Genomic DNA, 20,652 nt, shown 5'->3' with positions numbered 1-20,652 from the left:
GTGGCCGGCCCGCCGAGCGAGCTTCGGCGAGTGACCGCGTCCACGGGGACGCCAGCCTCGGACCTCCACATTCCCGCCGGGCCCCGGGGCCGGTCCGGCCAGCACAGGTGCAGATCAAGGCCGTACTCCCGCGTGACATGAGGTGTCCGCGCAGTCTCCCCGGGCAGAGCCATCCCCGGCGTTCGCACAGAGGGAGATTTTCATGACCGAGAGCCACGCGCGGACCCCGGCCATCCCCGGCGTCCTCGTCGATCCGCTGCGCAATCGTGGCGTGGCCTTCACCCCCGAGGAACGCGACGCCCTCGGCCTCACCGGGCGCCTGCCGTCGGGAGTGCTCACGCTGGAGCGGCAGGCCCAGCGTGCCTACCAGCAGATGCAGGTTCAGGGCAGCGACCTCGCCAAGAACGTGTATCTGGAACAGCTGCACGACCGCAACGAGACCCTGTACTTCAAGCTCCTCACCGAGCACCTCGTCGAGCTGCTGCCGATCGTCTACGACCCCACCGTGGGAGAAGCGATCGAGAAGTACTCCCACGAGTACCGGCGCCCGCGCGGACTCTTTCTGTCCATCGACCGGCCCGACGACATGGAGAAGGCCTTCGCCACGCTCGAACTCGGGCCCGAGGACGTCGATCTGATCGTGTGCAGCGATGCGGAGCAGATCCTGGGCATCGGCGACTGGGGCGTGGGCGGGATCCAGATCGCGGTCGGCAAACTCGCGGTGTACACCGCGGCCGCCGGCATCGACCCGCGCCGGGTCGTACCAGTGTCGCTGGACGTGGGCACGGACCGCACATCGCTGCAGGAGGACCCGCTCTACCTGGGCAACCGGCACCCCCGCGTCCGCGGCGCCGACTACGACGCCTTCATCGAGAGATACCTGGAGACGGCATCGTCCGCCTTCCCCGGCGCGCTCCTGCACTTCGAGGACTTCGGGCCGAGCAACGCGCGGCGGATCCTGGAGCAGTACGGCGGCCGCTACCGGATCTTCAACGACGACATGCAGGGCACCGGAGCCATCACGCTGGCCGCCGCCCTGTCCGCCGTCAAAGTCAGCGGCGTGCGGATGCGGGACCAGAAGCTTGTCGTCTTCGGTGCCGGAACAGCCGGGGTGGGCATCGCCGACCAGCTGCGCGACGCGATGGTCCGCGACGGCGCGGATCCGGAGCGAGCCGCCGCTCAGGTATGGCTCGTCGACAAGCAGGGGCTGCTCACCCGGGACATGTCCGACCTACGCGACTTCCAGCAGCCCTACGCGCGGGATCCGGCCGAGGCCGCCGACTGGGCCAGGGACGGGGGCGCGATCTCACTGCTGGAAACGGTTCGGCGGGTCCAGCCGACGATCCTGCTGGGCACTTCGACCGCGCACGGCGCGTTCACCCGCGAGGTCGTCGAGGCCATGTCCGAGGGCACCGAGCGGCCGGTCGTCTTCCCGATCTCCAATCCCACCTCCCGGATCGAGGCCATGCCCGCCGACGTCATCGCCTGGTCCAGGGGCAAGGCGCTCGTCGCGACCGGCATTCCTGTCGAGCCCGTGGAATACGAGGGCGTGACGTATCGGATCGGACAGGCCAACAACGCGTTGTTGTACCCGGGCCTGGGCCTGGGCACGATCGTCTCGGGTGCGTCCCAGGTGACCGCCGGCATGCTGCTCGCGGCCGCACAGGCGGTGGCGGACCAGGTCGACCCGTCCGGGCCGGGCGCCTCCCTGCTGCCGCCCGTGGGCGATCTCAGGGAGTCCTCGGCCATCACCGCGACCGCGGTGGTCAAGGCGGCCCTCGACGACGGCGTGGCCACCTGCAAGCCGATCGACATCGCGGAGGCTGTCCGGGAGGCCATGTGGCAGCCGGTCTACACGGACGGAGCCGCAGCATGAACACGCCTCACTCCGCCGCCGGCCGGGCCGGGCCGGCGGGTCAGGAGGAAGCCCCGAAGATCCTCGACGTCCCCATCGGAGTGCACGCGACCGGCACCCGGCGGGAGACCGACTCCATGGGAGCCATCGACGTTCCCGCGGACCGCTACTGGGGCGCCCAGACCCAACGGTCCCTGATCCACTTCTCCATCGGGGACGACCGGATGCCGAAAGCCGTCTATCACGCCTACGGCTACGTCAAGAAGGCCGCCGCCGCCGTCAACGGGCGCGCCGGGCGGCTCCCCGCCTGGAAGGCCGGGCTGATCCAGCGGGTGGCCGACGAGGTCATCGCGGGTGAACTGGACGAGCACTTCCCGCTGTACGTGTGGCAGACAGGGTCCGGTACGCAGTCCAACATGAACACCAACGAGGTGATCAGCAACCGTGCGATCCAGCTGGTCGGCGGTGAACTGGGCAGCAAGTCCCCGGTTCACCCCAACGACCACGTCAACATGGGGCAGTCCTCCAACGACACCTTCCCCACCGCCATGCACATCGCCGCGGTCAAGGAGATCCACGAGCACCTGCTGCCCAGCGTCAAGGCGCTGCAGCACGCCATCGAGACCAAGGCGCGGCAGTGGCAGGACGTGGTGAAGATCGGCCGCACCCACCTGGAGGACGCCGTCCCCCTCACCGTGGGGCAGGAATGGTCCGGCTACGCCCACCAGCTGCAACAAGCCGTCGACCGGGTCACGACATCCGCCGAGGGCCTGTACGAGCTCGCCATGGGCGGCACCGCGGTGGGCACGGGGCTCAACGCGCCACCCGGATTCGGCGAGCAGGTCGCAGCCGAGATCGCCGACGCGACCGGTTACCCGTTCACCACCGCGCGGAACAAGTTCGCGGCCCAGGGCGGCCTGGACGCCATGGTCGCCGCCTCCGCCGGGCTGCGGGCCCTGGCCGTGCCACTGATGAAGATCGCCAACGACATCCGCTGGCTGGCCTCCGGACCCCGCTGCGGCCTCGACGAACTCGTCCTGCCGGCCAACGAGCCCGGTTCCTCGATCATGCCGGGCAAGGTCAACCCGACCCAGTGCGAGGCGATGGTCATGGTCTGCATCCAGGTGCTGTCCGAGGACGAGGCCGTCGCCTTGGCCGGCACACAGGGCAACTTCGAGCTCAACGCCATGCGCCCGGTCATCATCAACAACTTCCTGCACGCGGCCACCATCCTCGCCGATGCCTGCACCAAGATGCGCGAGTACTGCATCGAGGGCACCGAGCTCAACCGGGACCAGATCGACGCTTACGTCGACCGGTCCCTCATGCTGGTCACGGCCCTCTCGCCCGTGATCGGCTACGACAAGGCCTCCGCCATCGCCCACAAGGCCGACGACGAGGACACCACTCTGCGCGCGGCGGCACTGGCCTCCGGTTACATCAGCGCCGAGGACTTCGACCGCATCGTCAGGCCTGCCGCCATGGTCGGTCAGGCCTAGAAGAGTCTGCGGGGGCCGCCGCCGTGGCCGCGGGCGCGGCGCACGGGCAGGCGACCCCCGCACTCACCGGGCCACACTCATCGCACCACACTCAGCGACAGCGCGAAGCGGCCCTGCGCGTCCGTCCACCAGTGGGTCAACTCAAGTCCCGCAGACGCCAGTTCGGCGGCCACACCCTCCCTGCGGAACTTCGCGGACACCTCGGTGCGCAGTTCCTCGCCCGCCGCGAAGTCCACGGCCAGGTCCAGCGCGGGCACCTTCACGGTCTGCGCGGTACGGGAGCGCAGCCGCATCTCGATCCACTCGTGCTCGGCGTCCCAGAGGGCCACATGGTCGAAGGCGTCCGGATCGAAGTCGGCGCCCAGCTCCCGGTCGACCACGGACAGCACGTTCTTGTTGAACGCCGCCGTCACCCCGGCCGCGTCGTCGTACGCCCGGACCAGCACCCGTTCGTCCTTGACCAGGTCCGTGCCGAGCAGCAGCCCGTCGCCGGGGGCGAGCAGCGAGTGCACGGAGGCCAGGAACTTCGCGCGTTCGTCGGGCAGCAGGTTGCCGATCGTGCCGCCGAGGAAGGCCAGCAGCCGGGGACCAGGGGTCGCGGGCAGCGCCATCGGGGCGGTGAAGTCGGCGATCAGCGCGTGCACGTCGAGGTCCGGACGGTCCTCGACGAGCGCCTGTCCGGCCTGGGTGAGGGCGCTCTCGCTGACATCGACCGGGACGTACGCCGCGGGCGCGAGCGCGTCGAGGAGGAAGCGGGTCTTCTCCGAGGAGCCCGAGCCGAGTTCGATCAGCGTGCGGGCACCGCTCGCCGCGGCGATCTCGCCGGACCGGCCGGCGAGGATCTCCCGCTCGGCGCGGGTGGGGTAGTACTCGGGCAGTTCGGTGATCTGCTCGAACAGCTCGCTGCCGCGGGCGTCGTAGAACCACTTGGGCGGCAGCCATTTCGGCTGGACGGTGAGGCCGTGCAGGACGTCGGCGCGCAGCGCGGCGTCCGTCGCGTCCTCGGGGAGGGTGCGGGTGACGTGCAGGGGGCTCACGTACAGGGCTCCTTCGATGATGGGGGTCCCCCCGCTCGAGCGGAGTCGAGAGTGGGGGAGGACGCGGGATCCTCCAGTGGTGCGAGCAGCACGCCGGCGCGGCTCGCGGTGAGCACGGTGCGGTCGGGAACCTCCTGCCAGAGCGGGTCGTCGTCGTAGGGCTCGGAGGCGACGACCGTGCTCAGGCCGGGCTCCGTGCGGTACCAGAGGGTGTCGCCCCAGGCGGTGGCGGCGATCGTCGCGCCGTCCGTCAGCAGCAGGTTGAGCCGCGAGGCCGGGGCGGCCCCGGCCAGCTGGCGAACCGTTTCACCGAGGGCCTGGTCGGGCTCGTCACCCGAGCGCAGCCGGTGCAGTACCAGCGCCCAGACGAACGCCGAGTCGGTGCGGGCCTGCAGCGACAGCAGCTCGACCGGGGGCAGCGCGGAGACCAGCGGGGCGACCGAGTCGGGCCAGCCCGCGAGGGCGCCGTTGTGGCTGAAAAGCCACCGGCCCGAGGCGAAGGGCGCCGCGGCGGCCTCGGCGTCGGCGCCCGCGAGCGTCGCGTCCCGTACGGCGGCGAGGACGCAGCCGGAGCGCACCACCCGGGCCAGGTCGGCGAAGGACAGGTCCGCCCAGACCGGCCCGGCCCGCCGGTAACGCGCCGGAAGAGGGTCGTCCTGGGCGTACCAGCCGACCCCGAAGCCGTCCGCGTTGACCGTGCCGTAGCGCTGCCGCCGGGGCGCCCACGACTGGCGCACCAGGCTGTGCTCCGGCTCCAGGAGCAGCCGGCCGAGCGTTTCCTCGGGCCCCACATAGGCCAGATGACGGCACATCAGACGGCCTCCGAGCGCGCGGTGCGGAACCCGGAGAAGATCTGCCGCCGGATCGGGTAGTCCCAGTTGCGGAACGTGCCCCGGCAGGCCACCGGGTCCACGGCGAAGGAACCGCCGCGCAGCACCTTGTGGTCGGAGCCGAAGAACACCTCCGAGTACTCCTTGTACGGGAAGGCCCGGAAGCCCGGGTAGGGCAGGAAGTCGCTCGCCGTCCACTCCCACACGTCACCGATCAACTGGCGTACGCCGAGCGGTGATGCCCCGGCCGGGTAGCTGCCGGCGGGCGCGGGCCGAAGGTGCCGCTGGCCCAGGTTGGCGTGCTCCGGTGCCGGGTCCGCGTCGCCCCACGGATAGCGCATGGAGCGGCCGGTGGCCGGGTCGTGCCGGGCGGCCTTCTCCCACTCCGCCTCGGTGGGCAGCCGCCGCCCGGCCCAGCGGGCGTAGGCGTCGGCCTCGTACCAGCACACGTGCAGCACCGGCTCGTCGGGCGGGACCGCCTCGGTGAGGCCGAAGCGCCGCCGCAGCCAGCGGCCGCCGTCCCGGCGCCAGAACAGCGGCGCGGTGATCGCGTGCTGCTTGATGTGGGCCCAGCCCCCCGGGGTCCACCAGCGCTCGGTGTCGTAGCCGCCGTCCGCGATGAACGCCTGGTACGCCGCGTTCGTCACCGGGGTGGTGTCGATCCAGAACGGCGCCACCTCCCGGGCGTGCGCCGGGCGTTCGTTGTCCAGCGCCCATGGCTCGGCCGAGGTGCCCATCGTGAACGGGCCGCCGGGAACGAGGACTTCGGCCGGACCGGTGAACAGCGGGGCGGGTTCCGGGTCCGGGGCGGTGAGGACCTGCGGGCCCCTTCTGAGCTGATGGGTGATCAGCATCGTCTCGTCGTGCTGCTGTTCGTGCTGGGCGATCATTCCGAAGGCGAACCCCGCCTCGGTCAGCCGGGTGCCGTGGAAGTCCGCGCCCGCCAGCAGGTCCGTGACCCGGCCGCGCACCTCGGCCGCGTACCGGCGGGCCTCGGCGGGCGGCAGCAGCGGCAGCGAGGGCCGCTCGGCGCGCGGGTGCTCGAAGGCGTCGTACAGGCTGTCGATCTCGGGCCGCATGGCGTCCCGGCCGCCGACCGCCCGGAGCAGCCACAGCTCCTCCTGGTTGCCGATGTGCGCGAGGTCCCACACCAGCGGGGACATCAGCGGCGAGTGCTGGGCGGTGAGATCGGGTTCCTCGACGCAGGTGGTCAGCAGCGTGGTGCGGTCCCGTGCGGTGGTGAGGGAGGCCAGCACCCGCTCGCGCAGCGTCTCGGTGTCCACCTCGGTCGTCGAGGTGTCGGTCTCGGGGGCGGTCATGTGCGGATGTCCTTCCTCCCATGGGCGGTGCGGCCGGGCCGGGACGGGCGCAGGCGCCTGCCCGCCGGCCGGTCCAGCAGGTCGTCGGCCGGGCAGCGGCCTCGGGCGACATAGCGGTCCAGGTACGCGGCCACCGCGCCGGTGACCTCGGCGGTGGCGCCGATCCGGGGCAGGGCCTGCAGCGCCGCCGCGAAACACGCGGTGGCGACCTCGCGCAGCTCCGGGTCGGCGAGGCCGAGGCGGGCCGCGTCGGTCCACAGCGGGTTGTGCGGGGCGGGGAGGTTCAGGCCCCGCTCCGCGAGGCGCTTGACGCTGCGGTACGCCGTCTCGGCGGCCGCCGGGTCGTCGAACAGCGCCGCCGTCACCGCGAGGGGCACGATCCAGCCGTCGTCGCCGGGCTGCGCGTCCATCATCCGCAACTCCAGGTGGCCGCGCGGCCGGACCGGCGGGAACAGCGTGGTCAGGTGGTACTCCAGATCCGCCCGGGTGGGTGGCCGGGGCGACCGGGAACGGGTCCACTCCCGGAAGGTGAGCCCCTCGGGCACGTGCCACGGCCCGTTGTCCCGGCGCACACACATCACCGGTGAGTCGAGCACATGCCGGGCCCACGCGGCACGCGGCTCGCCCTCCAGCGGGGGAGCGCCCGCCCGCCCGGCACCGATCTCCATCCACATCAGCTGCCGGGTGGACATCCAGCCCGTGGGCTCGTGGCCGAGCAGCGGGGAGTTGGCGAACGCGGCCACCAGGACCGCCCCCAGCTGATGGGCCAGCCACCAGCGGCGCCGGTACCCGAGCGGGCCCGGCTCCTCGTGGCCGGCGTCCACGCAGACCTGCACGGAGGCGGAGGCGCACATCATGTGCCGGCCCGCCGGACCGGTGCGGTCCAGGCAGGTCTCCATAGCGTCGTAGCGCGGCTCGTGCAGGAACCGGCGGGGGGTGTGCCAGGGGTCGTGGCCGATACCGACCAGACCGAGCCCTTCCTCGGCGAGGACGGCGCGGACGGTGTCCAGATCGGCGGAGACGGTGCCGATGCACTCCATCAGGGAGGCGGCGGGCGGCGAGCTCAGCTCCAGCTGGCCGCCGGGTTCCACGGTGAGCGGCGACCGCAGGGGCAGGGCCCGCAGCGCGGCGTACACCGCTTCGAGTCGTTCGGGTGTCACGGGGAGCTGCGGCATCCGCAGCTCATGGATGAGCCACTCCAGCTCGACACCGAGCGAGCGGGGCGGCCCGGTCTTGAAGCAGATGCCCCGGACCAGGGCCTCCACCTCGGCTTCGGTGACGGCGGTGCGATGCTCCGTACAGTCGCCACCGTCACTCTGAGAATCGGACATGTCGGGATCCTCCTGAGATTCCACCATGCCTCCGGCCCGGTTCGATCGTCGGGCCGGGCAGGCACTCGTTCCACCCAAGACCCTCGCGCCGATTCGCACAAGGGTGCCCCTGGGGACGTTCCGGTTCGGTCATCTCCGTTTCCGTATGCGTTCTCCGGACCGTTCCTGGGACGGGAAACTCCGTTGCACCGCATCACCAGCATCACCCAGGATGCGTGCATGAGCACGACGGGGGAGACCGCGCAGGCCGCGGACACGGCGCCCACGGGGGTGGCGCCATGAGCGCGCGCCTGCGCGGTATCGCCGCGGAGACGGAGCAGATCGTGGCGGCGGGCCGGTATCGCGCCCCGGACGGTCGCGAGGTGTCGATCGCGGCGCAGACCGAGGCCGCGCGGGCCGGGACGCGGATGTTCGGTCCGGAGCCGGTTTCCCTACGGCAGCCGGGTGACGCCGGGACCGGCGCGCAACTCGCGGCGGACACCGTTGTCGAGGTCACCGGGGAGAGCAGTCTGGAGGCCGCGCACCGACTGGCCGGCGCCCCGGTCGCCGTCCTGAACTTCGCCTCCGCGCGCAATCCCGGCGGCGGCTATCTCAACGGCGCCCAGGCCCAGGAGGAAGCCCTGTGCCGCGCCTCCGCGCTGTACGCCTGCCTGCTGGAGGTCCGGGAGTTCTACGACCATCACCGCGCCCACCGCGACCCGTTCTACACGGACCGGGTGATCCACAGCCCCTCCGTCCCGGTGTTCCGTGACGACCGGGGCCGACTGCTGGCCGAGCCGTACCTCGCGGGCTTCCTGACCGCGGCCGCCCCGAACGCGGGCGTCGTACGGCGCACGGCGGCCGAGCGCGCCGGCGAACTGCAGACCGTCCTGGCGCGGCGGGCCGAGCGCGTACTGGAGACGGCCGCCGCCCACGGCTACGGCCGGCTGGTGCTCGGCGCCTGGGGCTGCGGCGTCTTCCGGAACGACCCGGTGCAGGTCGCGGGTGCGTTCCGCACCCTGCTCGGCCCCGGCGGCCGGTTCGCCCGCACGTTCGAGCACGTGGTCTTCGGGGTGCTGGACCGGACGCCGGGAACCGTGGTGCGCGAGGCGTTCGCCCGGGCGTTCCCGGAATCCCGGACCGACGCGCCGTACGCCGGTCAGGTCCAGCCGTAGCGCTCGTGCAGCCGCTGCCGGACCAGGTTGAAGCGCATCCGGTCCAGCGCGCACGCCTCCCGGCGCATGCCGTCCTCGTGGAGCCGCAGGACACGGTCCACGTCCACCCATGAGTCCCGGCCCGACCGGTCCCACGGCCCGCTGCCGATCGCGACCCATTCCCGGTCGCCGTCGTGCCGCTTGCTGGACAGCTGCACGGCGAGGAGGGTGCCGGCCGCCTCCCGGGCGACGACCAGCACCGGGCGGTCCTTGCCCCGGCCGTCGTTCTCCTCGAACGGCACCCAGGTCCACACGATTTCGCCGGGGTCCGGGTCGCCGTCGTGGGCGGGAGAGTACTCGGTGCGCACCCGGCCGACCTCGTGCGGGTCCGCCTCGGTGGTCGCGTGGGGGCCGTAGCGGCCGGGGACGTTCTCATCGGTAAACGTGGTCACGGAGGCACCCTAGTGGGAAGATCGCGCGGGGCAAGGGGCGGCTGCCACCGGCAGTGAGGGGCTTCCGCAGAGCAAGGGGCGCCTGCCGCCGGGTAGGGAGAAGGGTAGGGAGAAGCTTCCGCAGGACAAGGGGCGGCTGCTGTCGGGGAGTTGTGCGGCTGAGGAGCGAGAGCGAGGCCGGTCGCGCGCCGGTGGAGCGGACTTTGCCGCGCGGGGCCGGTGATGTGGTGGCGCTTGGGGGCTGTGGCGTGCGGGCGGTCAAGGTGCCGGTGGCCGAGGCTGTGGCGTGCGGACGGTCAGGGGTGCGGGTGGTTGGGCCGTGGCGCGTGCGGGCGGTCACGGGTGCGGGTGATCGAACCGCGGCTGGAACTCCTGAAGGTCATCGCGCTGATCGCCCTGGGAGTCGGCCTGTTCACAGTGTGACGGCACCGCGATTCCCGACAGTCGGCTCGCCGTGCCGGAAGCGCGTGGATGGCTGGGAAGCGATGCCGGAACCCCTGATACGCCCGAAGCGGCCGTCACGCGGCCCGCGTCGCCGAGGCGGCCTCCGGCGGCCACCGGTCGTGCCAGCGCAGCTCCGCCTCCAACTGGGCGGCGAGGGACACCAGCAGAGGTTCGCTGTACGCGGGCCCGAGCAGTTGTGCGCCCACCGGCAGGCCGTCACCGACGAACCCGGCGGGCACGTTCACGCCCGGCCAGCCCAGCACGTTCCACGGCCAGGCGTAGGGGCAGGCGGCGATCATCGCGCGGTCCGTGGCCAGCCCGCGCAGCCCGTACAGGGCGCCGATCCGGGGCGGGGGAGCGGCCGTCGTCGGCGCGAGGATCACGTCGTACGACGCGAAGAACCGGCCTATCCGCCGGTGCAGCACCGCCTCCGCACGCCGGGCCGCCCTGAGCGGGGCCCCGCCGAGCAGCCGGCCGAGTCGCGCCGCGTCCCGGGTGCGCGGGTCGAGCAGCGCCGGGTCGGGCGCCTCGCGGACATGCTCGGCGATACCGGCGGTGGCGCGCGGCACGAAGGTCAGCCCGATCTGCCCGTACGGTGGGTCGGCCTCCTCGACCTCGTGCCCCAACGCGGCGAGCTTCCCGGCGAGTTCGACGACCCGGGCACGGATCTCCGGATGCAGCCGTGTCGATACGGCGGTGAACGGCGGCTTCAGGGACAGCGCGATGCGCAGCCGGCCCGGGTCCCGGCCGACCGCGTCCGCCACGGTCAGCGCGGGCGGCCGGTGCGGGTCCCGGTCGTGGTTGCCGCTCGCCGCGTCCAGCAGCAGTGCCGCGTCGGCGACCGTCCGGGCGAGGGTGCCGTTGACCGTGATGCCCTGGAAGGACTCACCGCGCGGCCAGGTGGAGATCCGGCCGCGCTGCGGCTTGATGCCGATCAGACCGGTCCACGCGGCCGGGATGCGCACCGAGCCGGCGCCGTCGGAGCCGAGCGCGGCGGGGACGAGTCCGGCGGCGACGGCGGCGGCCGAGCCCCCCGACGACCCCCCGGGCGTGTGCGCGCTGTGCCATGGGTTGCGGGTGTCCCCGAACGCGGGTCCCTCGGTGAACGGCCACTGCCCCAGCTCGCACGTGTTGGTCTTGCCGACGATCACGGCACCGGCCGCACGCAGCCGCCGTACCGCCTCCCCGTCCTCGGCGACCGCGGGGAACTCGCCGGCGCAGCCGAACGCGGTCGGCTCACCGGCCACATCCATGTCGTCCTTGACCGCCACCGGCACCCCGAGCAGCGGACGCCGCGTCCCGGCGGCCAGCTCCCGGTCGGCGGCGTCCGCTTCGGCGAGCGCGGCCTCGGCCCGCACGATCCGGAAGGCGTTCAACGTCCCCTGCGTGGCCTCGATCCGGGCCAGTGCGCGTTCCACCAGCGCACGGGAGGTCACGTTCCCGTCGGCCAGCGCCCGCCGGGTCTCGGTGAGGCCGGCGGAACGGTCGTACGTCATGGGCGGGCACCTCCGGGTACCTCCGAACCGATGTCTACCGAACGGTAACGTCACGACCCGGCAACCGTACGGCTTTCGCCCGGACGAGTGCCACCCCCGCACACCTCCCCTCCTGATCCGCCGGCGCCCACCGTCCGCCCCCCGGCCCCTGCGCCCAGGTGCCGCACCAGGCCCAGCCCGGTCAGCAGCGCGACCAGAGCGCACACCCCGGACCAGCCGTACCCCGCGTACGCCCGGGAGCCGAGCCAGGAACCGAGGCTGCCGCCCAGATAGGCGCAGGTCATGTAGGCGGTGTTGAGGCGGCTGCGGACGTCCGCGGCGAGGGCGTAGACGCGCACCTGGTTGGCGACCATGCCGGACTGCATGCCGACGTCCAGCAGCAGCGTGCCCGCCACCAGGGACAGCAGGCCGGGGGTGCCGCCGAGGTCGCCGAGGGCGAGGACCGCCGCGGATGCGAGGACCAGCAGGAAGCAGACCAGGTTCACCGCATCGGCGCCGCGCCGGTCCACCAGCCGGCCCGCGACCGGCGTGACGAGCATGGTCACCGCGTTGACCAGCGCGAGCAGTCCGACCGCGTCCGCGCCGAGCCCGTACCTCGGGCCCGTCAGCAGCAGCGCCACCCCGGTCCACACGGCGGAGAAGCCGGCGAACACCGCCGCCTGGTAGAAGGAGGAGCGGCGCAGGGCCGGTTCGGTGAACAGGAGGCGGACGGGCTCGGCAAGCAGCCGCAGGTAGCGCTGCCGGGACGGCGCCGTCGTGCTCGGGAGGGCGCGGGCCAGGAGCAGCGCCACCGCGAGGGTGAGCAGGGCTGCCAGGACGTACGGCGCCCGCCAGCCCAGCCGGTCGCCGAGGGCGCCGCCGGCCGTGCGGGACAGCAGCATGCCCGCGAGGGCGCCGCTCAGCAGCGTGCCGCCGACCACGCCCCGCCGCTCCGGCGGGACCAGTCCGGCCGCCAGCGGACCGGCCAGCGGGGCGATCACCGTGCTCGCGCCGACCAGCACGCTCGCCACGAGCAGCGGCGGCAGCGCGGGCGCGGCGGCAGCGGCGCACAGGCCGAGGCCGGTCAGCGTGAGCAGGGTGACCAGCAAGGGGCGCGGCGGCAGCCGGTCGCCGAGCGGGACGAGCAGGAAGATGCCGGCCGCGTACCCGAACTGGGTCGCGGTCACCACCCCGGCCGCCGTGCCGGGGGAGACGCCGAGGCCCGCCGCCGCGAGCGGGGCCACGGCCTGCGGGAAGTACACGTTGCCGACCGCGACCCCGCAGGCCAGCGCCAGCAGCGCAACGAGCCGCGGAGTACGCTGCCCGGTGTGGAGTTCCGTCATGTGCCGAAGTCCACGCCCTGCGCGGACGGTTGGCGAAGGATGTAGCCGGGGGCTAAATGATCAGGTTCCGGCTCGGGGTCGACGACCTCGCCGACACCCGGTTCGCGATCTCACCGATCGGCCAGCTGATGGAGAGCCTGCGCGTCCTGCGCGCCCCCGCCCTGCACCCCCTCCACCGCGGCTGGCGCCGCACCGTGCTCGCCGCCCTCGACCCCGCCGATCTGCCCCTGCTGGCGGCCCTGGTCGGTCCGACCCTGGCCCTGCCCGACTTCCTGACGCCCCGGCCCACCGGCTACGCCCCCACGCTGGAGGAGGAACTGGCCGTCGTACGGGCCACGCCCCCGGAGGTCGTACGGCGCGACCTGCGCGCCGCGCACGCCCCGCGTCCGCTCCCCGGCGTACTGCGGCGGGCCGGCGCGCCCGGTGACGGCCCCGTCCTCGAACTCCTCGACGCCCTCTGCTCGTTGCTGCACCGCTACTGGCAGACGGCCCTGCAGCCCCACTGGCCCCGGATCCGGCTCCTCCTGGAGGCCGACATCACGCACCGGGCGGGCCGGCTGGCCACCGGCGGTGCGCGGTCACTGTTCTCCGGTCTGCATCCGAACCTCGGCTGGGGGGACGGCGTCCTGACCATCGACAAGATGATCGGCCGGCACGCGGTCGACGGCGCCGGGCGGGGCCTGCGGCTGGTCCCCTCGGCGTTCGCGCACAAGCCGGCGCCCCCGATCAGCGCCGACGCGCCGCCGATGCTCGCCTACCCGGGCCGGGGCACCGCCACCCTGTGGGAACCGGAACCCGCGCCCGACGCCTCCGGGCTCACCGCCCTGCTCGGCGCACCCCGCACCACCTTGCTGCGGCTGCTCGCGGAACCCCTGCCCACGGTGGAACTGGCCCGCCGGCTGGGCGTGACCCCGAGCGCCGTCTCCCAGCACCTGCGGGTACTGGACGCCACAGGCCTGGTGACCCGCGTCCGGGACGGCCGCCGGGTGCTGTACCGGCGCAGCGCGCTGGCCGAGCGGCTGGTGTCGGGCGGGTCTCCTGTCCGCCGTTGACTTCGAGCGCGCTCCAGCACCTGGTGTGGGGGCCTCCGTGTGGAGGGAGTGCTTCGCGGTCCCGGCGGTGGAGGGACCGGCCGGCCTCGACCCGGCCCCGCGGACGCGACAAGGGGCCGGACGGATCCGGCCCCTTGTCGGTGCGTGCGGCTCAGGCGGCCGTGACCTCGCCCACGTTGCCGTGCAGACGGGCGACGACCTCGGTCAGCTGGGCGGCGACCTCGGCGTCGTCGACCGGGTGGGTCTCGGCGAAGCGGGTCAGGGAGCCCGGGATGGACAGCTTGATGTCCTCGATCACCTTGCCGCCGGCGATGCCCACGGCCTTGCGGGCCTCGTCCTGCGCCCAGACGCCGCCGTACTGGCCGAAGGCGGTGCCGATCACGGCGACGGGCTTGCCGCCGAAGGCGCCGGCGCCGTACGGGCGGGACAGCCAGTCGATGGCGTTCTTGAGGACGGCCGGGATGGTGCCGTTGTACTCGGGGGAGAAGAGCAGGAAGGCGTCGGCGGCCTGCGCGGCCTCGCGCAGGTTGGCGGCCTGGGCCGGGACGCTGCCCTCGACGTCGATGTCCTCGTTGTAGAAGGGCACGTCGGCCAGGCCCTCGAACACCACGACCTCGGCGCCCTCCGGAGCGAGCTTGACAGCGGCCTCGGCGAGCTGGCGGTTGGTCGAACCGGCACGAAGGCTGCCGACGAGCGCGAGGATGCGAACAGACATGGGGAACACTCCAGGGGGCTGAAACATCGTCGTTACGATCCGGACCGAGGTCCGCTTATCTTTGATACCACTGTAACCGGACCGCGGTCCAGTTTTCTTCCCGATGCTTTACGCTGTCTTCATGCCCAGCCCTCTGCCGCCGTTCCCGCCACCTCAAGAGCCCCTTGACGTGCCTCAGTTGCTTGAGGTCGGCATGGGACCCGAGGAGCCGTGCCTGCGTGCCGACGCGGCGCGCAACCGGGCCCGGCTGCTGGAGGCCGCCGCGCGGCTGATCGCGGAACACGGAGTGGCCGGGGTCACCATGGAGGCGGTCGCGGCGGCGGCGCAGGTGGGCAAGGGGACGGTCTTCCGCCGCTTCGGCGACCGTACGGGACTGCTGATGGCCCTGCTCGACCACTCGGACCGGAAGCTGCAGGCCGACTTCCTGGGCGGGCCGCCGCCGCTGGGGCCCGGTGCGCTGCCCCTGGACCGCCTGCGGGCGTTCGGGGTGGCCGTGCTGTACCGCTCGGTCGAGCAGCTCGACCTGCAGCTGGCCGCCCAGACGGAACCGACCCGCCGGTTCTCCCACCCGGCGGTCACCGCGCTGCGTACGCACGTCACGATGCTGCTGCGGCAGATCGTGCCGGACGCCGACTGCGAACTGCTCTCCCAGACCCTGCTCAACTCGCTGGACCCGGCCCTGATCCACCACCAGACCAAGCAGTGCGGGATGCCCATGGAGCGCCTGGAGGCCGGCTGGATCGACCTGGTGGCCCGCGTCACGGGCACCCGCCCGCCCCGCTGAGCGCCGGTTCGGACGAACATGTTCGTTCATGTTCGTTGCGAACGAGATCGTGACGAACAGGTTCACCACGGCGCCGCACCACCTGATGTCGTCGAACGGTGAACCACGTCGCCCCGCCTCATCCCGGCCCCCGGCCCTCTGCCAAGATGCGGTCTGTCATGGTGCAGATACCGAACACGCCCACGAGTGCCGATGTGGCCCGCCTGGCGGGCGTCTCGCGCGCGACCGTGTCCTACGTCCTCAACAACACCAGCGCCGTACGCATCAGCGAACCGACGCGCCGCCGCGTGCGCGAGGCCGCGCGGGAGCTGGGGTACGTCCCCCATGCCGCCGCCCGCAGCCTGCGTGCCGGACACAGTCGTATGGTCCTCATACCCGCCCCGGCGATCCCGGTGGGCCCGCTCTACAGCGGATTCCTCAACGACCTGCAGTGGGAGCTCGGCCGGCTCGACTACACCGTCGTGCAGTACGGCACCGTCGGCCTCCAGAGTGACGAAGCCGCCCGCGCCTGGGCGGAGTTGCGGCCGGTCGCCGTCCTGGTGCCCGGCGCGGAACTCGGGCCGCAGGGCGTCGGGGTCCTCAAGCGCTCCGGTGCCCGGGCCGTGGTCACCCTCGGCCCCGGAAGCGTCGACGGCGCCCATGCCATGCTCATGGACTACGACACCGTCGGCGAGGGTGCGGGCGCCCATCTGTACGCCAGAGGCCGACGCCGGATCGGTGTCGTGGTGCCCGAGGAGTCCGGTCTGGAGGCCTACTCCCGGCCCCGGCTCGCCGGTGTGCGCCGGGCGCTGCGCGGCACGGACGCCGCCGTCACGGAGCTGCCGCTCGCCTACACGGAGGAATCGGCCGCACAACTGGCCGCGCGCTGGCGGGAGTCGGCGCTGGACGCGGTGTTCGCCTACAACGACGAGTACGCGATGCTCCTGATGCGTGCCCTGCAGGACACGGGTGTGCGCATCCCCGAGGACGTGGCCGTCATCGGCGCCGACGACCTGATGCTCGGCCGCCTGCTGCGGCCCCGCCTCAGCACGGTGCACATCGAACTGCCCTCGGGCCGCGACCTCGCCGAACTGGTCGACCGAGCGGTCCGCGACCCCGGCGGCGAACCTGAGGTGCACAAGGTCCTGGGCGCCACGGTGGTGCCGCGCGAGTCCAGCTGACCCGGACTCCGGCCGCAGCCCGCCTTCCGGATCTCCGTGTCGCGATGTAGTTTCGCGCTCAACCAAGTAGCGTCGAGGCAGGAGTTCCGTACCGCCCGGCGATCGATCGGAGAGCCGTATGCCGCTGCTCGACCCGAAGACCTGGCAGGACCGCAGCCTTGCCGGACCCGCCCACACCGTCACCGAGCCCGCCACCGGCGACGCGCTCGGCACCGTCACCCTCGCCGCCCCCGAGGACGTCGGCCGCGCGGCGCGGGACGCCCGCGCCGCCCAGGCGGGCTGGGCCCGCGCACCCCACTTCCAGCGGGCCCAGGTGCTGCGCAGGGCGGGGGACCTGTTCACCGAGCACGCCGACGACTTGCGCGAGTGGCTGGTGCGCGAGTCCGGATCCATTCCGGGCAAGGCGGACTTCGAACTCCATGTGGCCGCCCAGGAGTGCTACGAGGCCGCCGCCCTCGCGTCCCGCCCGACCGGCCAGGTGCTGCCCAGCGAGGCCCCCCGGCTGTCGTACACGCGCCGGGTCCCGGTTGGGGTGGTGGGTGTGATCTCCCCGTTCAACGCGCCGCTGATCCTGTCCATCCGCTCCGTCGCGCCGGCCCTCGCGCTCGGCAACGCGGTGGTCCTCAAGCCGGATCCGCGCACCGCGGTCTGCGGAGGCCTCGCGCTCGCCGCCGTCTTCGCGGCGGCCGGCCTGCCCGAGGACCTGCTGCAGGTGCTGCCCGGCGGTGCGGAGACGGGCCGGGCGCTGGTGGAGGACCCGCTCGTCCCCGTCATCTCCTTCACCGGATCCACGGCGGCGGGCCGCGCGGTCGGCGAGGCGGCCGGCCGCCACCTGAAGCGGGCCCACCTCGAACTCGGCGGAAACTCGGCCCTGATCGTGCTGGCGGACGCCGACCTCGACGCCGTGATCTCCACCGCGGCCTGGGGCTCGTTCTTCCATCAGGGCCAGATCTGCATGACGACAGGCCGCCATCTCGTGCACGCCTCGCTCTACGACGAGTACGTCGAACGGCTCGCCGCCAAGGCCGACTCGCTGACCGTCGGCGACCCGCACCGCGAGCAGGTCCACCTCGGTCCGGTCATCGACGCGGGACAGCTCGCCAAGATCGACGGCCTGGTGCGCGCGAGCACCGCCCGCGGCGCGAAACTCGCCGCGGGCGGCACCCATGAACAGCTCTTCTACCGGCCGACCGTGCTGGCCGACGCGGGGGACGACACCCCAGCCTACGCCGAGGAGGTCTTCGGCCCGGTCGCGCCGGTCCGCTCCTTCACCACCGCCGACGAGGCGGCGGCTCTCGCCGCGGACACCCCGTACGGGCTCTCCCTGGGCATCGTCACCCGGGACACCGCCCGGGCCCTCGACCTCGCCGAGCGGATCCCCACCGGCATCGTCCACGTCAACGACCAGACCGTGAACGACGAGGCGGTGGCCCCCTTCGGCGGCGTCGCCGCGTCCGGCACCGGCGCCCGCTTCGGCGGCGAGGCCAACCTGGACGCCTTCACCGAGCTGCGCTGGACGACCGTACGCGGCGACGTGGCGCCGTACCCCTTCTAGGGGCGGCCGTACGCGTTCCAGGGGCTACTGGGCGGCGCCCCCATGGGCCTCCTGGGCCGCGATGTCCTTGCGGACCTGGTCCATGTCCAGCTTCCGGGCCTGCCCGATGAGGTCGGTCAGGGCGGGCTCGGGCAGGGCGCCCGGCTGGGCGTAGACGGCGACCTTGTCCCGCACGATCATCAGCGTCGGGATCGACTGGATGCCGAAGGCCGCGGCCAGCTCCGGCTGGGCCTCGGTGTCCACCTTGCCGAAGACCAGGTCCGGGTTGTCCTCGGCGGCCTTCTCGTACACGGGTGCGAACTGGCGGCACGGCCCGCACCAGGCAGCCCAGAAGTCGATCAGAACGAAGTCGTTGTCGGTGACCGTCTGGTCGAAGTTGTCCTTGGTCAGCTCCACGGTGCTGCTCATGGCGTGAGTCCCTCATTCCTGGTGTGGGGGTGTGCCGACGGCGGAAACACGGCCGCCGGACCGCCTATTCCACACGTGCACGTCTGTGTTCCGCGCGCGTACCCATGTGGCCGTCGCGCACACCACCCACCAGACTGACCCCATGACGGAAACGGAATCCATCGCGTACGACGTCGTGGTGCTCGGGGCGGGGCCCGTGGGGGAGAACGTCGCCGACCGCACGCGCGCGGCCGGCCTCACCACCGCGGTCGTGGAGAGCGAGCTGGTCGGCGGAGAGTGCTCGTACTGGGCGTGCATGCCCAGCAAGGCCCTGCTCCGGCCGGTCATCGCCCAGGCGGACGCCCGCCGGCTGCCCGGCCTCGCCCAGTCGGTCCAAGGGCCGCTCGACACCCCGGCCGTCCTCGCCCGCCGGGACGAGTACACCTCCCACTGGAAGGACGACGGCCAGGTCGGCTGGCTCGACGGCATCGGCGCCGAGCTGTACCGCGGCCACGGGCGCCTCGCCGGCCCCCGCACGGTCACCGTGACGGCCCCCGACGGCACGGTCACCACCCTCACCGCCCGGCACGCCGTCGCCGTCGCCACCGGCACCCGGGCCCAGCTGCCCGATCTGCCCAGCCTCGACGAGGTGAAGCCCTGGACCAGCCGCGAAGCGACCAGCGGCAAGGCGGCCCCCGCCCGGCTGATCGTCGTCGGCGGCGGTGTCGTCGCCACCGAGATGGCCACCGCCTGGCAAGCCCTCGGCTCCCAGGTCACCCTGCTGGTGCGCGGCAAAGGGCTGCTGAACCGGATGGAGCCGTTCGCCGGGGAACTGGTCGCCGAGGCACTCACCCAGGCGGGCGCCGACATCCGCACCGGCACCTCCGTGGAGTCCGTCACCCGGAAGAACGGCACCGTCGTGGCCGTGACCGCCGCCGGCGACCGGATCGAGGCCGACGAGATCCTCTTCGCCACCGGCCGGATCCCGCACACCGACGACATCGGCCTCGACACCGTCGGCCTGGAACCCGGCTCCTGGCTGGACGTCGACGACACCCTCCGCGTCACCGGCACCGACTGGCTCTACGCGGTCGGCGACGTCAACCACCGCGCCCTCCTCACCCACCAGGGCAAGTACCAGGCCCGCATCGCCGGCGCCGCCATCGCCGCCCGCGCGGCCGGCGACCCCGTGCAGGACGAGTCCTGGGGCGCGCACATGGCCACCGCCGACCACCACGCCGTACCCCAGGTGGTGTTCACCGACCCCGAGGCCGCCGCGGTCGGTCTCTCCCTCGCCGAGGCGGAACAGGCCGGCCACCGCGTCCGTGCCGTCGACGTCGAGTTCTCCGCCGTAGCGGGCGCGGGTCTGTACGGCGACGGCTACAAGGGCCGCGCCCGCATGGTGGTCGACCTGGAGGACGAGATCCTGCGCGGCGTGACCTTCGTCGGCCCCGGCGTCGGCGAGCTCATCCACTCGGCGACCGTCGCCGTCGCCGGCCGCGTCCCGGTCGGCCGCCTGTGGCACGCGGTCCCGTCGTACCCGACGCTGAGCGAGGTGTGGCTGCGGCTGCTGGAGGCCTATCGCGACAAATGACCGGCGGATTACGGCAGTTCGAAGCCGAGGGCGTCGGCCGCGGTCTGCGGGGTCGGCCCGCTCCACAGCGCGGCGACGGCCTCGTTGGTCGACAGCGAGCGCAGTTCGGCGCGGTCCAGGTAGAGGGTGCCGTCCAGGTGGTCCGTCTCGTGCTGGACGATCCGGGCGGGCCACCCGGTGAACACCTCGTCCAGCGCGCGCCCGTGCTCGTCCTCGCCGCGCAGCCGCACCTCGGCGTGCCGGGCCACCACCGCCTGCCAGCCCGGCACGCTCAGGCAGCCCTCGAAGAACGCGGCACGAGCGGTGCCGACGGGCTCGTAGACCGGGTTGACCAGGACACGGAAGGGCTGCGGCACCCGGCCCCGGGCCACCGCGACCTCCTCGGGCACCGGCGCCGGATCCTCGATGACCGCGATCCGCAGGGGCACGCCGACCTGCGGTGCCGCAAGGCCCACGCCGGGCGCGGCGTGCATGGTCACGCGCATGGCCTCGATGAAACGGGCCAGCAGGGCGGGGCCGAGCTGACCGTCGTACGGCTCGGTGCCGCGCCGCAGCACCGGCTGCCCGGCGGCGACGATGGGCAAGGGGCCGCCGGCGGCGAGGAGTTCCTCGACCCGCTCGGCGAGCGGCGCGTGATCACGGAGAGGGGCCATCGCGTCAGCATGCCATGCCACCCGGCTGCCCACG

At 73.1% G+C, this 20,652-nt stretch carries 18 protein-coding genes; 8 read left to right on the top strand and 10 right to left on the bottom strand.

Translation table 11 applies throughout. The features are described from left to right. The first annotated feature begins 202 nt into the window (after positions 1-202). Complete coding sequence (locus ACWCQS_RS22630) at positions 203-1,876, top strand: NAD-dependent malic enzyme (RefSeq protein WP_451006100.1); 1,674 nt, start codon at positions 203-205, stop codon at positions 1,874-1,876. Further along, positions 1,873-3,354, top strand: a complete 1,482-nt coding sequence (gene fumC / locus ACWCQS_RS22625; protein ID WP_451006099.1) for a class II fumarate hydratase — start codon at positions 1,873-1,875, stop codon at positions 3,352-3,354. The genes ACWCQS_RS22630 and fumC overlap by 4 nt, the downstream gene beginning before the upstream one ends. A 77-nt stretch (positions 3,355-3,431) precedes the next feature. On the opposite strand, the gene egtD is transcribed toward fumC, so the two are convergent. The 4 genes from egtD to egtA are packed head-to-tail and all read right to left on the bottom strand — an operon-like array spanning position 3,432 to position 7,871. After that, positions 3,432-4,391 (bottom strand): L-histidine N(alpha)-methyltransferase, encoded by a 960-nt coding sequence (gene egtD / locus ACWCQS_RS22620; protein ID WP_451006098.1) that lies wholly within the window; start codon positions 4,389-4,391, stop codon positions 3,432-3,434. After that, entirely contained in the window at positions 4,388-5,203 is an 816-nt protein-coding gene (egtC, locus tag ACWCQS_RS22615) for an ergothioneine biosynthesis protein EgtC (protein WP_451006097.1), read from the bottom strand. Before egtC ends, egtD begins: the two co-directional genes overlap by 4 nt. Continuing rightward, on the bottom strand, positions 5,203-6,540 hold the full coding sequence (gene egtB / locus ACWCQS_RS22610) for an ergothioneine biosynthesis protein EgtB (RefSeq protein WP_451006096.1): 1,338 nt from the start codon (positions 6,538-6,540) through the stop codon (positions 5,203-5,205). Before egtB ends, egtC begins: the two co-directional genes overlap by 1 nt. Beyond that, on the bottom strand, positions 6,537-7,871 hold the full coding sequence (gene egtA, locus ACWCQS_RS22605) for an ergothioneine biosynthesis glutamate--cysteine ligase EgtA (protein ID WP_451006095.1): 1,335 nt from the start codon (positions 7,869-7,871) through the stop codon (positions 6,537-6,539). Before egtA ends, egtB begins: the two co-directional genes overlap by 4 nt. A gap of 278 nt (positions 7,872-8,149) precedes the next feature. Here egtA and ACWCQS_RS22600 point away from each other — a divergent pair, with 278 nt between their 5' ends. Further along, complete coding sequence (locus tag ACWCQS_RS22600) at positions 8,150-9,025, top strand: TIGR02452 family protein (protein ID WP_451006094.1); 876 nt, start codon at positions 8,150-8,152, stop codon at positions 9,023-9,025. Here ACWCQS_RS22600 and ACWCQS_RS22595 read toward each other — a convergent pair. The 3 genes from ACWCQS_RS22595 to ACWCQS_RS22585 all read right to left on the bottom strand — a co-directional run bounded on the left by ACWCQS_RS22595 (position 9,010) and on the right by ACWCQS_RS22585 (position 12,718). Next, the gene (locus tag ACWCQS_RS22595; RefSeq protein WP_450981951.1) at positions 9,010-9,456 is read right to left on the bottom strand and encodes a type II toxin-antitoxin system PemK/MazF family toxin; all 447 of its coding nucleotides are present in this window, start codon (positions 9,454-9,456) and stop codon (positions 9,010-9,012) included. The two genes, ACWCQS_RS22600 and ACWCQS_RS22595, sit on opposite strands and share 16 nt — an antisense overlap. A gap of 518 nt (positions 9,457-9,974) precedes the next feature. Beyond that, entirely contained in the window at positions 9,975-11,396 is a 1,422-nt protein-coding gene (locus ACWCQS_RS22590; RefSeq protein ID WP_451006093.1) for an amidase, read from the bottom strand. A gap of 50 nt (positions 11,397-11,446) precedes the next feature. Then, positions 11,447-12,718, bottom strand: coding sequence for an MFS transporter (locus ACWCQS_RS22585; RefSeq protein WP_451006092.1), 1,272 nt, complete (start codon positions 12,716-12,718; stop codon positions 11,447-11,449). Between the two features lie 56 nt (positions 12,719-12,774). On the opposite strand from ACWCQS_RS22585, the gene ACWCQS_RS22580 reads away from it, so the two are divergent. Next, a complete protein-coding gene (locus tag ACWCQS_RS22580; RefSeq protein ID WP_451006091.1) occupies positions 12,775-13,770 on the top strand; it encodes a MarR family transcriptional regulator in 996 nt (331 codons plus the stop codon). A 151-nt stretch (positions 13,771-13,921) separates the two neighbouring features. Here the strand turns inward: ACWCQS_RS22580 and ACWCQS_RS22575 are convergent, their stop codons facing one another. Further along, complete coding sequence (locus ACWCQS_RS22575) at positions 13,922-14,485, bottom strand: NADPH-dependent FMN reductase (protein WP_451006090.1); 564 nt, start codon at positions 14,483-14,485, stop codon at positions 13,922-13,924. A 103-nt stretch (positions 14,486-14,588) separates the two neighbouring features. Here ACWCQS_RS22575 and ACWCQS_RS22570 point away from each other — a divergent pair, with 103 nt between their 5' ends. From ACWCQS_RS22570 to ACWCQS_RS22560, 3 genes are all read left to right on the top strand, one after another. Next, complete coding sequence (locus ACWCQS_RS22570) at positions 14,589-15,269, top strand: TetR/AcrR family transcriptional regulator (RefSeq protein ID WP_451006089.1); 681 nt, start codon at positions 14,589-14,591, stop codon at positions 15,267-15,269. 158 nt (positions 15,270-15,427) lie between these two features. Beyond that, positions 15,428-16,429: a LacI family DNA-binding transcriptional regulator gene (locus tag ACWCQS_RS22565; protein WP_451006088.1), complete on the top strand. Its 1,002-nt coding sequence runs from the start codon at positions 15,428-15,430 to the stop codon at positions 16,427-16,429. A 118-nt stretch (positions 16,430-16,547) separates the two neighbouring features. Then, positions 16,548-17,984: an aldehyde dehydrogenase family protein gene (locus ACWCQS_RS22560; RefSeq protein WP_451006087.1), complete on the top strand. Its 1,437-nt coding sequence runs from the start codon at positions 16,548-16,550 to the stop codon at positions 17,982-17,984. Between the two features lie 24 nt (positions 17,985-18,008). Here ACWCQS_RS22560 and trxA read toward each other — a convergent pair whose 3' ends face one another. Then, positions 18,009-18,392 (bottom strand): thioredoxin, encoded by a 384-nt coding sequence (trxA, locus tag ACWCQS_RS22555; RefSeq protein ID WP_451006086.1) that lies wholly within the window; start codon positions 18,390-18,392, stop codon positions 18,009-18,011. A 142-nt stretch (positions 18,393-18,534) separates the two neighbouring features. Here trxA and ACWCQS_RS22550 point away from each other — a divergent pair, with 142 nt between their 5' ends. Then, positions 18,535-19,965, top strand: a complete 1,431-nt coding sequence (locus tag ACWCQS_RS22550) for a dihydrolipoyl dehydrogenase family protein (protein ID WP_451006085.1) — start codon at positions 18,535-18,537, stop codon at positions 19,963-19,965. 8 nt (positions 19,966-19,973) lie between these two features. Here the strand turns inward: ACWCQS_RS22550 and ACWCQS_RS22545 are convergent, their stop codons facing one another. After that, positions 19,974-20,618: a peptide deformylase gene (locus ACWCQS_RS22545; RefSeq protein ID WP_451006084.1), complete on the bottom strand. Its 645-nt coding sequence runs from the start codon at positions 20,616-20,618 to the stop codon at positions 19,974-19,976. Positions 20,619-20,652 lie beyond the last annotated feature (34 nt).

This window comes from Streptomyces sp. NPDC002076, assembly GCF_053593835.1.
This window is presented reverse-complemented; position numbering and strand designations above follow the sequence as displayed.

Bases quoted from the DNA above. Each gene is read 5' to 3' on its own strand.
- ACWCQS_RS22585 (WP_451006092.1), bottom strand. From the start codon at position 12,718: ATGACGGAACTCCACACCGGGCAGCGTACTCCGCGGCTCGTTGCGCTG.
- ACWCQS_RS22545 (WP_451006084.1), bottom strand. From the start codon at position 20,618: ATGGCCCCTCTCCGTGATCACGCGCCGCTCGCCGAGCGGGTCGAGGAA.
- ACWCQS_RS22575 (WP_451006090.1), bottom strand. From the start codon at position 14,485: ATGTCTGTTCGCATCCTCGCGCTCGTCGGCAGCCTTCGTGCCGGTTCG.
- egtA (WP_451006095.1), bottom strand. From the start codon at position 7,871: ATGTCCGATTCTCAGAGTGACGGTGGCGACTGTACGGAGCATCGCACC.
- ACWCQS_RS22570 (WP_451006089.1), top strand. From the start codon at position 14,589: ATGCTTTACGCTGTCTTCATGCCCAGCCCTCTGCCGCCGTTCCCGCCA.
- ACWCQS_RS22630 (WP_451006100.1), top strand. From the start codon at position 203: ATGACCGAGAGCCACGCGCGGACCCCGGCCATCCCCGGCGTCCTCGTC.
- egtB (WP_451006096.1), bottom strand. From the start codon at position 6,540: ATGACCGCCCCCGAGACCGACACCTCGACGACCGAGGTGGACACCGAG.
- fumC (WP_451006099.1), top strand. From the start codon at position 1,873: ATGAACACGCCTCACTCCGCCGCCGGCCGGGCCGGGCCGGCGGGTCAG.
- ACWCQS_RS22600 (WP_451006094.1), top strand. From the start codon at position 8,150: ATGAGCGCGCGCCTGCGCGGTATCGCCGCGGAGACGGAGCAGATCGTG.
- egtC (WP_451006097.1), bottom strand. From the start codon at position 5,203: ATGTGCCGTCATCTGGCCTATGTGGGGCCCGAGGAAACGCTCGGCCGG.
- ACWCQS_RS22580 (WP_451006091.1), top strand. From the start codon at position 12,775: ATGATCAGGTTCCGGCTCGGGGTCGACGACCTCGCCGACACCCGGTTC.
- ACWCQS_RS22590 (WP_451006093.1), bottom strand. From the start codon at position 11,396: ATGACGTACGACCGTTCCGCCGGCCTCACCGAGACCCGGCGGGCGCTG.
- ACWCQS_RS22565 (WP_451006088.1), top strand. From the start codon at position 15,428: ATGGTGCAGATACCGAACACGCCCACGAGTGCCGATGTGGCCCGCCTG.
- ACWCQS_RS22550 (WP_451006085.1), top strand. From the start codon at position 18,535: ATGACGGAAACGGAATCCATCGCGTACGACGTCGTGGTGCTCGGGGCG.
- ACWCQS_RS22560 (WP_451006087.1), top strand. From the start codon at position 16,548: ATGCCGCTGCTCGACCCGAAGACCTGGCAGGACCGCAGCCTTGCCGGA.
- trxA (WP_451006086.1), bottom strand. From the start codon at position 18,392: ATGAGCAGCACCGTGGAGCTGACCAAGGACAACTTCGACCAGACGGTC.